Source organism: Streptomyces tanashiensis, from assembly GCF_014648895.1.
Taxonomy (GTDB): domain Bacteria; phylum Actinomycetota; class Actinomycetes; order Streptomycetales; family Streptomycetaceae; genus Streptomyces; species Streptomyces tanashiensis.
Window position 1 is genome coordinate 1,107,852 of record NZ_BMRZ01000003.1, and the last position, 12,144, is coordinate 1,119,995.

The 12,144-nt window shown below is 71.6% G+C and carries 14 protein-coding genes; 8 read left to right on the forward strand and 6 right to left on the reverse strand.

All coding sequences use genetic code 11. The features are described from left to right. Nucleotides 1–149: 149 nt before the first annotated feature. Both IE237_RS15655 and IE237_RS15660 read right to left on the reverse strand, forming a co-directional pair. A complete protein-coding gene (locus IE237_RS15655) occupies nt 150–1,310 on the reverse strand; it encodes an S-adenosylmethionine:tRNA ribosyltransferase-isomerase (RefSeq protein ID WP_189802515.1) in 1,161 nt (386 codons plus the stop codon). After that, nucleotides 1,307–2,008: an SDR family NAD(P)-dependent oxidoreductase gene (locus IE237_RS15660; protein WP_189802516.1), complete on the reverse strand. Its 702-nt coding sequence runs from the start codon at nt 2,006–2,008 to the stop codon at nt 1,307–1,309. Before IE237_RS15660 ends, IE237_RS15655 begins: the two co-directional genes overlap by 4 nt. A gap of 173 nt (nt 2,009–2,181) precedes the next feature. On the opposite strand from IE237_RS15660, the gene IE237_RS15665 reads away from it, so the two are divergent. The 3 genes from IE237_RS15665 (at nt 2,182) to IE237_RS15675 (ending at nt 4,358) form a co-directional block, all read left to right on the forward strand. Then, nucleotides 2,182–3,327, forward strand: coding sequence for a GAF domain-containing sensor histidine kinase (locus IE237_RS15665; protein ID WP_189802517.1), 1,146 nt, complete (start codon nt 2,182–2,184; stop codon nt 3,325–3,327). Continuing rightward, nucleotides 3,320–3,964, forward strand: a complete 645-nt coding sequence (locus tag IE237_RS15670; RefSeq protein WP_189802518.1) for a response regulator — start codon at nt 3,320–3,322, stop codon at nt 3,962–3,964. The genes IE237_RS15665 and IE237_RS15670 overlap by 8 nt, the downstream gene beginning before the upstream one ends. Nucleotides 3,965–4,118: 154 nt before the next feature. Beyond that, nucleotides 4,119–4,358, forward strand: coding sequence for a chaplin (locus IE237_RS15675; protein ID WP_189802519.1), 240 nt, complete (start codon nt 4,119–4,121; stop codon nt 4,356–4,358). Nucleotides 4,359–4,636: 278 nt separating this feature from the next. Here IE237_RS15675 and IE237_RS15680 read toward each other — a convergent pair whose 3' ends face one another. Beyond that, nucleotides 4,637–5,428, reverse strand: coding sequence for an Rv1486c family protein (locus IE237_RS15680; protein ID WP_189802520.1), 792 nt, complete (start codon nt 5,426–5,428; stop codon nt 4,637–4,639). Between the two features lie 135 nt (nt 5,429–5,563). Between IE237_RS15680 and IE237_RS15685 the strand changes: the two genes are divergently transcribed. From IE237_RS15685 to IE237_RS15700, 4 genes are all read left to right on the forward strand, one after another. Next, nucleotides 5,564–6,361 carry an ABC transporter ATP-binding protein gene (locus IE237_RS15685; RefSeq protein WP_189802521.1) on the forward strand — a complete coding sequence of 266 codons (798 nt, stop codon included), beginning with the start codon at nt 5,564–5,566 and terminating at the stop codon, nt 6,359–6,361. Nucleotides 6,362–6,437: 76 nt separating this feature from the next. Further along, a complete protein-coding gene (locus IE237_RS15690; RefSeq protein WP_189802522.1) occupies nt 6,438–6,866 on the forward strand; it encodes an NfeD family protein in 429 nt (142 codons plus the stop codon). 93 nt (nt 6,867–6,959) lie between these two features. Continuing rightward, nucleotides 6,960–7,901, forward strand: a complete 942-nt coding sequence (locus tag IE237_RS15695) for an SPFH domain-containing protein (RefSeq protein ID WP_189802523.1) — start codon at nt 6,960–6,962, stop codon at nt 7,899–7,901. Nucleotides 7,902–7,993: 92 nt separating this feature from the next. Next, nucleotides 7,994–8,767, forward strand: a complete 774-nt coding sequence (locus tag IE237_RS15700; RefSeq protein ID WP_189802524.1) for a sulfite exporter TauE/SafE family protein — start codon at nt 7,994–7,996, stop codon at nt 8,765–8,767. A gap of 71 nt (nt 8,768–8,838) precedes the next feature. Here IE237_RS15700 and IE237_RS15705 read toward each other — a convergent pair whose 3' ends face one another. From IE237_RS15705 to IE237_RS15715, 3 genes are all read right to left on the reverse strand, one after another. Continuing rightward, nucleotides 8,839–9,345: an HNH endonuclease gene (locus IE237_RS15705; RefSeq protein ID WP_041128537.1), complete on the reverse strand. Its 507-nt coding sequence runs from the start codon at nt 9,343–9,345 to the stop codon at nt 8,839–8,841. Between the two features lie 165 nt (nt 9,346–9,510). After that, nucleotides 9,511–10,047, reverse strand: coding sequence for a YbhB/YbcL family Raf kinase inhibitor-like protein (locus IE237_RS15710; protein WP_189802525.1), 537 nt, complete (start codon nt 10,045–10,047; stop codon nt 9,511–9,513). 44 nt (nt 10,048–10,091) lie between these two features. Then, nucleotides 10,092–10,874 carry a sporulation protein gene (locus IE237_RS15715; RefSeq protein ID WP_189802526.1) on the reverse strand — a complete coding sequence of 261 codons (783 nt, stop codon included), beginning with the start codon at nt 10,872–10,874 and terminating at the stop codon, nt 10,092–10,094. A gap of 78 nt (nt 10,875–10,952) precedes the next feature. Here IE237_RS15715 and IE237_RS15720 point away from each other — a divergent pair, with 78 nt between their 5' ends. Beyond that, nucleotides 10,953–11,615, forward strand: a complete 663-nt coding sequence (locus tag IE237_RS15720) for a DNA-3-methyladenine glycosylase (protein WP_189802527.1) — start codon at nt 10,953–10,955, stop codon at nt 11,613–11,615. The last annotated feature ends 529 nt before the right edge of the window (nt 11,616–12,144 follow it).

Below are 12,144 nucleotides of genomic sequence, written 5' to 3' on the forward strand. Positions count from 1 at the left end.
CGGGTAGTGGATCAGGGGCCTGTGCACGGGCCACACAAAGCCCCCTGTGGCCTATTTCCTCCGCCCAAATCGGGCATCTGGTATCCACTAGGGGGCTTCGTAAGTGACGTGCGTCCTATGCGCGGCCTCACATCGGGCCCGTAACGAACTCACCAGGCGTTGCGTGAGCAATGCGCACGGTGAGGCTCCTCCTCCGGAAGGAGGAGATGGACGTCGCCGAACTCGTGCCAGAGGTAGCGCTCCCTCACCGCGGCGGCGTACGCGCTCCGCAGCGCCGGCCGCCCCGCGACCGCCTCCAGCATCAGCAGGTGGGAGGCCTCCGGCTCGTGCAGCCCGGTGAGCAGCCCGTCCACCACCCGTACCCCCCGCGCGGGCGTCACCACCAGACCGGTCCAGCCGGCGCGGGCACGCACCGGCCCCTCGACCCCTTCCGCCGAGGCCGCCGCGCCGGCCTCCGTCCGCCGGGACGGCCCGGCCGCCGCCGATTCCAGCGCCCGGACCACCGTCGTACCCACCGCGATGATCCGGCCGCCCTCGGCGCGGGCCGCGTTCACCAGGGCGGCCGTCGCCGCCGGGACCTCGAAGCGCTCCGGGTACGGCGGCTCGTGCGCCTCCGCCGACGCCACCCCCGTATGAAGGGAGAGCGGAGCGATCCGCACGCCCCGGTCCACCAGCTCCGCCACCAGCCGGGCCGTGAAGGGCCGCCCCGCGCTCGGCATCTCCGCCGAACCCGCCCCGTCGGGGGAGGGGCGCGCGAAGACCGTCCGGTACGCCGACAGGGGCTGGTCCCGCTCCGTGTACCCGTACCGGATGGCCCGCCCGTACCGCCCGAGGAGCCCCGGCACGTCCGCGTCCACCCGCGCCCACCACAGCCGCCCGCTCCCGGGCACCAGCGGCACCACGAGCACCAGCCGCGCCCCTCCCGGCAGCCGGACCACCGCCCCCGCCGGACCGCCCCCACGCGGGCGCGTAGTGCCCGACCCGTCCGGCGCCCGCAGCTCCACGGCCCACCGCCCGTCGTCCCCGCGGGTCGAGAAGTGCACCACCACCGGCTCACCGCCGGGCTCCGCCCCCAGCCGCCCGTCCACGGCCGCCGCCAGCGTCGTCGACGTGTTGACGACGAGCACGTCCCCGGCCCGCAGCAGCGCGGGCAGCTCCCGGAAGGCGTGGTGCGACACCGCCTCGCCCCGCGACACGAGCAGCCGCACGTCGTCCCGGCCCCGCCCGGGCCCCCGCTGCTCGGCCGGCACCCGCGCCGACAGCTCGGCCGGGACCCTCAGCTCCTCCAGCCCGTCGGACAGCACGCTCACCGGACCGCCTCCGCCAGTTCCGGCGCCGTGTACCGCCCGCTCGCAGGCCGCTCGTCGAGCAGCCGCAGGAAGGCGGGGACGACCTCGGCCGGAGCGGGCGTCCCCGACAGGTCCTCGCCGGGCTCCGCGGCGGCCAGCATGTCCGTCCGCATACTGCCCGGGTCCACCCACCAGACCCGCAGCCCCGGCTCCTCCACCGCCAGGACCCCCGACATCAGGTCGAGCGCGGCCTTCGTCGCCCCGTACCCGCCCCAGGTCCGGTACGCCGTCACGGCCGCGTCCGAACTCAGACCGATCACCGCACCGGCGGGCGCCGCGCGCAGCAGCGGCAGCGCCTCCTGCAGCAGCCCCAGCGGCGCCACCACGTTGACCTCCAGAGCGGCCCGGAAACCGTCCAGCGGCTGATCGCCGAGCGGCACCAGCGGCTCCACGCCCAGGATCGCCGCGTTGTTCACCAGCAGATCGAGCCCGCCGAGCTCCCGCGCCGCCGCCACGAGCTCCCGCCGGTGCGCCGCGTCCGTCACGTCCCCGGCCCGCGCCACCACCCGTGCGCCCCGCGCACGTGCCGCCTCCGCGCTCTCCTCCAACCCGTCCGCCGTACGGGCGTCGAGCACCAGGTCCCAGCCCCGCCCGGCCAGCGCCGAGGCCAGCGCCCGCCCCAGACCCCTCGACGCCCCCGTGACGATCGCGACAGCCATGACGTCCATCCCCTCTCCCTCTCGGATGGCTCAAGCCTCCGGCCGCGGCCCCGCCCACCGCCTCGTCCCCGGGCCCGGACCGCCCAGGGCACTTCGACCTAGGTCCCGGGACCCGCCCCGCCCTCGTCCCCAGGCGGATACGGACCGTCACACCCCGCCGGTACCGTGAACACATGAGCCATCGACCGAGCTCCGGCCTCGCCGCCGTGAGCACCGCCCTGCTGGCGATGAGCCGCCACCTGGAGGTCCGCGACGTCCTCAAGACGATCGTGGCCTCCGCGCGTGAGCTGCTCGACGCCGAGTACGCGGCCCTGGGCGTCCCCGACGACCACGGCGGCTTCGCCCAGTTCGTGGTCGACGGCGTCAGCGACGAGCAGTGGAAGGCGATCGGCCCCCTGCCCCGGCAGCACGGCATCCTCGCCTCGATGCTCCACAAGGCCGAGCCCGAGCGGCTCGCCGACGTCCGCCAGGACCCCCGCTTCGAGGGCTGGCCGGACGCCCACCCCGAGATGTCCGACTTCCTCGGCCTGCCCGTCCGGGACGGCGACGAGATCCTCGGAGCCCTCTTCCTCGCCAACAAGCGCTGCCCCAGGCCCGACGGAGGCTGCGGCTTCACCGCCGAGGACGAGGCACTCCTCGCGATCCTCGCCCAGCACGCGGCGATCGCCCTCACCAACGCGCGCCTGTACGAGCGCAGCCGTGAGCTCACCATCGCCGAGGAACGCTCCCGCCTCGCCCACGAGCTCCACGACGCCGTCAGCCAGAAGCTCTTCTCGCTGCGGCTGACCGCGCAGGCCGCCGCCGCCCTCGTCGACCGCGACCCGGCCCGGGCCAAGGGCGAGCTCCAGCAGGTCGCCGCGCTCGCCGCCGAGGCCGCCGACGAGCTGCGCGCCGCCGTCGTCGAGCTCCGGCCCGCCGCCCTCGACGAGGACGGCCTCGTCCACACGCTCCGCACCCAGATCCAGGTCCTCGACCGCGCCCACTCCGCCCGGGTCACCTTCGAGAGCCCGGGGACCCGGGCCCTGCCGGCCGCCCAGGAGGAGGCCGTCCTCCGGGTCGCGCAGGAGGCCCTGCACAACGCCCTGCGGCACGCGGACGCCGAGCTGGTCGAGGTCTCCCTCACCCGCAGCGGCCAGGGCGCGCGGCTCACCGTCACCGACGACGGCAAGGGATTCGACCCGCGGACGGTCCGCAGCGCCGGACGCCACCTCGGCCTGGTCTCCATGCGGGACCGGGCGGGCGGCGTCGGCGGCCGGCTCACCGTGACCTCGGTCCCGGGCGAGGGCACCACGATCCAGATGGAGGTTCCCGGTGGCTGACAAGCCGATCCGTGTCCTGCTGGTCGACGACCACCAGGTCGTCCGCCGAGGCCTGCGCACCTTCCTGGAAGTGCAGGACGACATAGAGGTCGTGGGGGAGGCCTCCGACGGTGCCGAGGGCGTCGCCCGGGCCGAGGAGCTCCGCCCCGACGTGGTCCTCATGGACGTGAAGATGCCGGGCACGGACGGCATCGAGGCGCTCAAGCGGCTCCGCGAGCTCGCCAACCCCGCGAGGGTCCTCATCGTCACCAGCTTCACCGAGCAGCGGACGGTCGTCCCCGCGCTCCGCGCCGGCGCCTCCGGATACGTCTACAAGGACATCGACCCCGACGCCCTGGCCGGCGCGATCCGCTCCGTCCACGCGGGGCACGTCCTGCTCCAGCCCGAGGTCGCGGGCGCGCTCCTCGCCCAGGAGGACTCCCACGGGGGCACGGGGCGGGGCTCGACGCTCACGGAGCGGGAGCGCGAGGTCCTCGGCCTGATCGCGGACGGCCGGTCCAACCGGGAGATCGCCCGCGCGCTCGTCCTCTCCGAGAAGACGGTCAAGACCCACGTCTCGAACATCCTGATGAAGCTCGACCTCGCGGACCGCACCCAGGCGGCGCTCTGGGCGGTACGGCACGGCCTCACCAACTGACGCGCCCCCCTCGCGCGCCGGGCGCACGACCGTTCAGTCCTTCATACCGTCGTGTGTATGTCCCCCGTTCGGCGCAACCCGACGGGGGGTGCGGCGTTCTCCATGGCGTGCTGCGGCGGACCTGCCGCAGCGATTGACCAGGAGGATGTACCAAGTGAAGAACCTCAAGAAGGCCGCTGCCCTCACCATGGTCGCCGGTGGCATCGTCGCCGCCGGTGCGGGTGTCGCCTCCGCGAACGCGGACGCCGACGGGCAGGCCCTCCACTCGCCGGGCGTCGCGTCCGGCAACCTGGTGCAGGTCCCGGTCCACGTCCCCGTGAACGTCTCCGGCAACACGGTCAACGTGATCGGCCTGCTCAACCCGGCCTTCGGCAACGGCGCCTACAACGGCTGACCCCCCCCACGAACCCCCGGCCCCGGACGATCCCCCCGGGCCCGGGGGTTTGCCGTGGCCGGGCCTCAGAACCCCCGGTCCCGTTCCCTCTCCTCGACGTACGCGTTGTACGCGGCGACCTGCGCCCGCCTGGCCACCCGTTCCACCGGCCGCAGCGCCTCCCCCCGCGCCGCCAGCCCCTTTCCTGACGCGGCTCTCGCGCCGCTCGGCGCCGGGGCGCCTCGCGGGCTTCGGGCCGCTGCGTCGGACTCCGTCCGCCGGGCCGGAGGGCGCGGGTCTCAGAACCCCCGGTCCCGTTCCCTCTCCTCGACGTACGCGTTGTACGCGGCGACCTGCGCCCGCCTGGCCACCCGTTCCACCGGCCGCAGCGCCTCCCCCCGCGCCGCCATCTCCGAGGCGCTCACCGCACCCCCGTGACCGTGGTCGTACGCCAGGTCCACGAGCAGGCCGATCCGCTGCGCCAGTTCCAGGACCCGCACCGCACGCGGCGGATAGCCCGGGGCCAGCACCTCGCGTCCGACCTCCGCCCGCGCCCGGTAGGCCTCGCGCGCCGCGTCCGCCGCGGGGCCCGAGGCCGCCACGTCCAGCCGGGTCAGCACCGTCGTCGCGTCCCGCAGCGCCTCCGCCAGCTCACGCTCCGCCTCACCGAGGGACGGCACATCCGCGGGCGGAGCCTCCCGTACCGCCAGGCAGTGCCAGGCCACCGAGACGTGCACATCGCCCGCCGGCCCCGCCTCCGTGACCTCCGGCACGAGACCGTACGGCGCGCCGAAGCCCACCACCGCCTCCTCCGCCTCCAACGCGCGCGCGTTGAAGTCCGGCGGACCGCTCAGCCCCAGCGGATGCCCCGGCGCCGGCAGCGCGACCCGCCACCCGGTCACCCCGAGACGCCGCAGCCGGCCCAGCGCGAGCGTCAGCCCCACCGGCCCCGCCTCACCCGGCAGCCCCTCGACGCGGTGCACCGCGTCCTCCCCGACAATCGCCGTCGCCGCCTCGTCGGGCGACACCGCCCCGGCCAGCAGGGCATTGCCCCAGGCGGCCAGACGTCCTGAACGTGGTTCCGCAAGCATCCCCCCAGACTAAGGACTCAAAGGAAGCCCTACGGACCGGTCCGCTCCGTCGATAACGTAGGTTTTCCCCTGGACGCCGCGCCCATCGGCGCAAGGCGACGACAAGACTCGACCGCAAGGGGAGACAACGCGCTCATGAGCGATGTACTGGAGCTGGTGGACGTATCCGTGGTCCGCGACGGACGGGCTCTGGTGGACGAGGTCTCCTGGTCGGTCAAGGAGGGCGAGCGCTGGGTGATCCTCGGACCCAACGGCGCCGGCAAGACCACCCTTCTGAACATCGCCTCCAGTTACCTCTTCCCCACCAAGGGCACCGCCCACATCCTGGGCGAACAGCTGGGCGGCGTCGGCACGGACGTCTTCGAGCTCCGCCCCCGCATCGGCATGGCCGGCATCGCCATGGCGGAGAAGCTCCCCAAGCGCCAGACCGTCCTGCAGACCGTCCTCACCGCCGCGTACGGCATGACCGCCACCTGGCACGAGGACTACGACCCGGTCGACGAGGAGCGCGCCAAGGCCTTCCTCGACCGGCTCGGCATGAACGACTACCTGGACCGGAAGTTCGGCACCCTCTCCGAGGGCGAGCGCAAGCGCACCCTGATCGCCCGCGCGATGATGACCGACCCCGAGCTCCTCCTCCTCGACGAGCCCGCCGCCGGCCTCGACCTCGGCGGCCGCGAGGACCTGGTCCGCCGTCTCGGCCGCCTCGCCCGCGACCCGTACGCCCCCTCCATGATCATGGTCACCCACCATGTCGAGGAGATCGCCCCCGGCTTCACCCACGTCCTGATGATCCGCCAGGGCAAGGTCCTCGCCGCGGGCCCCGTGGAGACCGAGCTCACCTCCCGCAACCTCTCGCACTGCTTCGGCCTGCCGCTCGTCGTCGAGCGCGTCGGCGACCGCTGGACCGCGCACGGCCTGCCCCTGAAGTGACCGGCCGGGGCACCGGCGACCCGCACAGCCGCCCGCGCCCTGTCCCGGAAGGACCCCACCGCCCTACCATGACCACGTGGACATCGACGCGTGGGTCTGGTGGCTGATCGGCGCGGTGGGGCTCGGCATTCCGCTGGTCCTGACCGCGATGCCGGAGTTCGGCATGTTCTCCGTCGGAGCGGTCGCCGGGGCGGTGACCGCCGCCCTCGGCTTCGGCGTCGTCCCCCAGGTGCTCGTCTTCGTCGTCGTCTCCGTGGCACTCGTCGCGGTGGTGCGCCCGATCGCCGCCCGCCACCGCGACGGCAGACCCGGACTCGCCACCGGCGTCGACGCCCTGAAGGGCCGTCAGGCCGTCGTCCTGGAACGGGTCGACGGCAGCGGAGGCCGCATCAAGCTCGCCGGCGAGGTCTGGTCCGCCCGCACGCTCGACATCGGCCAGACCTTCGAACCGGGCGAACAGGTCGACGTCGTGGACATCGACGGGGCGACCGCCGTGGTCATGTGACCGAACCTCACCCATGACGCTCCGTCATCTGGGAAACTGGATCATCTGAAGAAACCCGGCAGACAACCGGCAGCGAAGGGCACGGGGAACACGATGTCAGCAGTCATCATCGTCCTGATCATTCTGGTGGTGCTCGTCTTCATCGCCCTGATCAAGACGATCCAGGTCATCCCGCAGGCGAGTGCGGCGATCGTGGAGCGCTTCGGCCGCTACACCCGCACACTCAACGCCGGACTGAACATCGTCGTCCCGTTCATCGACTCGATCCGCAACAGGATCGACCTCCGTGAGCAGGTCGTCCCGTTCCCGCCGCAGCCGGTGATCACCCAGGACAACCTGGTCGTCAACATCGACACGGTCATCTACTACCAGGTGACCGACGCCCGCGCCGCGACCTACGAGGTCGCCAGCTACATCCAGGCGATCGAGCAGCTCACCGTCACCACCCTGCGCAACATCATCGGCGGCATGGACCTGGAGCGGACCCTCACCTCCCGCGAGGAGATCAACGCGGCTCTGCGCGGCGTCCTCGACGAGGCCACCGGCAAGTGGGGCATCCGCGTCAACCGCGTCGAGCTCAAGGCCATCGAGCCGCCGACCTCCATCCAGGACTCGATGGAGAAGCAGATGCGCGCCGAGCGCGACAAGCGCGCCGCGATCCTGACCGCCGAGGGCACCCGCCAGTCGGCCATCCTCACCGCCGAGGGTGAGAAGCAGTCCGCGATCCTCCGCGCGGAGGGTGAGTCCAAGGCCGCCGCGCTGCGCGCCGAGGGCGAGGCCCAGGCCGTCCGCACGGTCTTCGAGGCCATCCACGCCGGCGACCCGGACCAGAAGCTCCTCTCGTACCAGTACCTCCAGATGCTCCCGAAGATCGCCGAGGGCGACGCGAACAAGCTCTGGATCGTGCCCAGCGAGATCGGCGACGCCCTCAAGGGCCTCTCCGGAGCCCTCGGCAACGCGGGCGGCGGCGTCCCCGGCTTCAACGTCAAGGGCGACGTGCCGTCCGCACGGCGAGACGAACCGACGGTTGACTGACACGTACACGTAATCCTCGTGCATGATCGGTGCGAGCCCCTCGACCCCGGCGACGCCAGGGCGGGGAGGCGACTCACTGACCATGTAAGGAGATGGCGTTGTCCATCTGGGAAGCCCTGGCAGTCTTCGCCGCCGGCATCGGCGCCGGCACCATCAACACCATCGTCGGTTCGGGAACGCTGATCACGTTCCCGGTCCTCCTCGCGACCGGACTCCCCCCGATCACCGCGAACGTCTCCAACGCCCTCGGTCTCGTCCCCGGTTCGATCAGCGGGGCCATCGGCTACCGCCGCGAGCTCAAGGGCCAGAAGAACCGCGTCCTGCGACTCGGCGCCGTCGCCCTCCTCGGCGGCCTCATCGGCGCCATCCTGCTCCTGGCCCTTCCGTCCCAGGCCTTCGACGCGATCGTCCCCGTCCTCATCGGCCTCGCGCTCGTCCTGGTCCTCTTCCAGCCCCGCATCGCCGCCGCCGTGAAGCGCCGCCGCGAACAGACCGGCACCGAGGCCCACCCCGACGGCGGCCCCGTCCTCCTCGGCGGCCTCTTCTTCGCCAGCATGTACGGCGGATACTTCGGCGCCGCCCAGGGAGTCCTCTACCTCTCCCTCATGGGCCTGCTGCTCCACGACGACCTGCAGCGCATCAACGCCGTCAAGAACGTCCTCGGCGCCCTGGTCAACGGAGTCGCCGCCGTCTTCTTCCTCTTCGTCGCCGACTTCGACTGGACGGCCGTCCTCCTCATCGCCGTCGGCTCCACCCTCGGCGGTCAGCTCGGCGCCAAGGTCGGCCGCCGACTGCCCCCCGCGGTCCTGCGCGGAGTGATCATCGCGGTCGGCATCGTGGCGATCCTCCAGCTCACCCTCGGCTGAGCCCGTGAACGGAAGGGCCCGTCTCCCCACCGGGGGAGACGGGCCCTTCCGCACAGCTGCGGATCACGCGTCTACGCGGCCGAGTTGGCCAGCCACTCCGGCAGCTCGGACCGCTCGCTCGCCCGCATCGCGAGCAGCATCGCGTCCGCCGGGGTCGGCTCGAACGGCTGGTGCAGCAGCGGCATCCCCGCCTGCTCCGGCGTCCGGTCGGCCTTGCGGTGGTTGTCCTCGGCACAGGAAGCGACCGTGTTCAGCCAGCTGTCCCCACCACCCTGGGCCCGTGGCACGACATGGTCGACCGTCGTCGCCCGCCGCCCGCAGTACGCGCACCGGTGCTGGTCCCGGACCAGCACCCCCCGCCTCGACCACGGGGCCTGTCTTCGGAACGGCACCCGTACGTACCGGCAGAGCCTGATCACCCGCGGCACCGGGAGATCGACGGCGGCACCTCGCACCCTCAGCTCCGGATGGGCCTGCTCGACGACGGCCTTGTCCTGCAGGACAAGCACCACCGCACGGTTGAGTGTGACCGTCGAAAGCGGCTCGAAGCTCGCGTTGAGTACCAGCGTGTCCCGCATGTTGCCCACCTCCCGTGTGCCGGCCCCAGCCCCGGAAGGGGACTTCGGGCTTGGATCAACGATGGCCGGGCCGGCCGGGTCGGACAACGCAATTTTCCTGCGCAACAAAAGATGCCCGCTTCTGATCTCTCCAAGACCAGAAGCGGGCAAACAACAAACGAACGATCAGACCGCCGCAGGAGCCGCGTACTCACCGACCAACTGGGCACGGCCGAGCGTGTGGAACCGCAGATTGAACCCGACGGCCGCCGGCGACGTGTCGGCGTCCGGACCGAGCTTCTCCTGGTCCACCGCGTACACCGTGAAGACGTACCGGTGCGACTCCCCCGCCGGGGGAGCCGCGCCGCCGAAGTCCTTCGAGCCGTAGTCGTTCCGCGCGTGCACGGCACCGGCCGGCAGCCCCTCGAACGACCCGGACCCGGCACCCTCCGCCAGCTCCGTCACCGACGCCGGGATGTCGAACAGCACCCAGTGCCAGAACCCGCTGCCCGTCGGAGCGTCCGGGTCGAAGCAGGTCACGGCGAAGCTCTTCGTCCCCGCCGGGAACCCCTCCCAGCTCAGCCGCGGCGAGGTGTTCCCCTTCGCGTACACCTGAGCGTCCTTCAGGACCCCACCCGGCGCGACGTCGTCGCTCACCACGGTGAACGCCGCCACCGGCGGATGGAAGTCGTGGGGGAGCGGCGCCCTCTTGCCCTCGGACACGTCGAGTACCTCCGAATCGTCCGTCAACGCTGACGCTGCCGAGCCTAGAGCCAGTTGCGACGGCCGCCGACCTCGGCGAGCCACTGGTTCAGGTACGCCGCCCAGTCGGTGGCGTGGAAGTCGTCCAGCCCCACCTTGAACGCGCGGAAGGAGTCGCTGCCCTCGCCGAACAGACCCGGCTTCTTGTCCATCTCCAGGACGACGTCCATCTCACGGTCGTCCGCGACGAAGCTGACCTCGACCTGGTTCAGACCCCGGTACTGCTGCGGCGCGAAGAACTCGATCTCCTGGTAGAAGGGCAGCTTCTGCCGCGTCCCCCGGATGTGCCCGCGCTCCATGTCCGCGCTCTTGAAACGGAAGCCCAGCTGGATGAAGGCGTCCAGGATCGCCTGCTGCGCCGGCAGCGGGTGCACGTTGATCGGGTCCAGGTCACCGGAGTCCACCGCCCGGGCGATCTCCAGCTCGGTGGTCACACCGATGTTCATCCCACGCAGCTGCTGACCGGCGACCGAGGTGACCGGCGTCTCCCACGGGATCTCCAGACCGAACGGCACCACGTGCACGGCGCCGGCCTTGACCTCGAAGGCCCCGCCCAGACGCACCTTCACGAACTCGATGTCCTGCTTGTGCTCCTGGTCACCGCCCTCGACCTCGACGCGCGCCTGCAGTCCGACGGAGAGCCCCTCGATCTGCTGGTCGACGCTGCCGCCCTGGATCCGCACCTCGCCCTGGACGACCCCACCCGGGACGACGTTCTCCTCGGTGAGCACCGTCTCCACGGTGGCCCCACCGGCACCCAGGCTCGCGAGCAGCTTCTTGAATCCCATGACTTCCACTCCTTCTAGCGTCCTGACCCCTACATACGCGCGACGACCGTAGCCGGTTCCCCACTACGCTCGGACGGCATGAGCGAGAGCCCCGACCGTACGCCGCTCCCGCGGGCCTTCTTCGACCGCCCCGTCCTGGACGTGGCGCCCGACCTCCTGGGCCGCACGCTCGTCCGCAACACGGCCGAAGGCCGGATGGAACTGCGCCTCACGGAGGTGGAGGCGTACGCCGGCGCGATCGACCCCGGCTCGCACGCCTTCAGAGGCCGCACCGCACGCAACGCGGTCATGTTCGGACCCCCCGGACACGCATACGTCTACTTCACCTACGGCATGTGGCACTGCCTCAACCTGGTGTGCGGCCCCGAGGGCCACGCGAGCGGTGTCCTGCTCCGTGCGGGTGAAATCGTCGAGGGCGCGGACCAGGCCCGCCCCCGCCGCCGCTCGGCCCGCTCCGACCACGAGCTGGCGAAGGGCCCGGCCCGCCTGGCCACCGCCCTCGACATCGCCCTCTCCCTGAACGGCACGGACACCTGCGCAGGCCAGGACGGACCGCTCACCCTCCTCACCGGCACGCCCCCAGCCCCGGACCGCATCAGCAGCGGCCCCCGCACGGGCGTCGGCGGCGACGGGGCCCCGCACCCCTGGCGCTTCTGGATCACCGAGGACCCGACGGTGAGCCCGTACCGCGCCCACACCCCCAGGAAGCGCCGCCTTGACTCGGGCCGCCCGACCTCGTAACGTAGCCCGAGCCGCTGGAAACGGTCTGCTTGTTCAAGCACCCCGTAGCGGCCACCCACTACTCGAGATGACACCCCAGCAGGGGCTTATTTCGGCGTGCCTGAATTCGAATTCGATTGACTCGATTATGAGTCGCCGAAGAAATCAGCTAACGTAGTGGACACGCCGGAAGGGCCCGGAGCGAAAGCGAATGGGACCGGAAAGCACCGAGGAAATCGGATCGGAAAGATCTGATAGAGTCGGAAACGAAGGAAGCGCCCGGAGGGCCTGGAAACAGGAACGAAGGAAGCGCCCGGAGGGCCTGGAAACAGGAACGAAGGAAGCGTCCGCACCTTGAGAACTCAACAGCGTGCCAAAAATCAACGCCAGATTAGTTGATACCCCGCCCATCTTCGGATGGTCGAGGTTCCTTTGAAAAAGTCCACCCCTCGGGGTGGCACACTACAGCGAGGACGCTGTGGACAGCGGGTCATATTCCGGCCTGTCTGTCCCGCTCAACGCGAGTGTCTGACCCGATTACGGGTAAACA

Excerpts from the sequence above, each read along its gene's own strand:
- IE237_RS15660 (WP_189802516.1), bottom strand. The coding sequence starts at position 2,008 with ATGGCTGTCGCGATCGTCACGGGGGCGTCGAGGGGTCTGGGGCGGGCG.
- IE237_RS15665 (WP_189802517.1), top strand. The coding sequence starts at position 2,182 with ATGAGCCATCGACCGAGCTCCGGCCTCGCCGCCGTGAGCACCGCCCTG.
- IE237_RS15680 (WP_189802520.1), bottom strand. The coding sequence starts at position 5,428 with ATGCTTGCGGAACCACGTTCAGGACGTCTGGCCGCCTGGGGCAATGCC.
- IE237_RS15685 (WP_189802521.1), top strand. The coding sequence starts at position 5,564 with ATGAGCGATGTACTGGAGCTGGTGGACGTATCCGTGGTCCGCGACGGA.
- IE237_RS15695 (WP_189802523.1), top strand. The coding sequence starts at position 6,960 with ATGTCAGCAGTCATCATCGTCCTGATCATTCTGGTGGTGCTCGTCTTC.
- IE237_RS15700 (WP_189802524.1), top strand. The coding sequence starts at position 7,994 with ATGGCGTTGTCCATCTGGGAAGCCCTGGCAGTCTTCGCCGCCGGCATC.
- IE237_RS15705 (WP_041128537.1), bottom strand. The coding sequence starts at position 9,345 with ATGCGGGACACGCTGGTACTCAACGCGAGCTTCGAGCCGCTTTCGACG.
- IE237_RS15715 (WP_189802526.1), bottom strand. The coding sequence starts at position 10,874 with ATGGGATTCAAGAAGCTGCTCGCGAGCCTGGGTGCCGGTGGGGCCACC.
- IE237_RS15720 (WP_189802527.1), top strand. The coding sequence starts at position 10,953 with ATGAGCGAGAGCCCCGACCGTACGCCGCTCCCGCGGGCCTTCTTCGAC.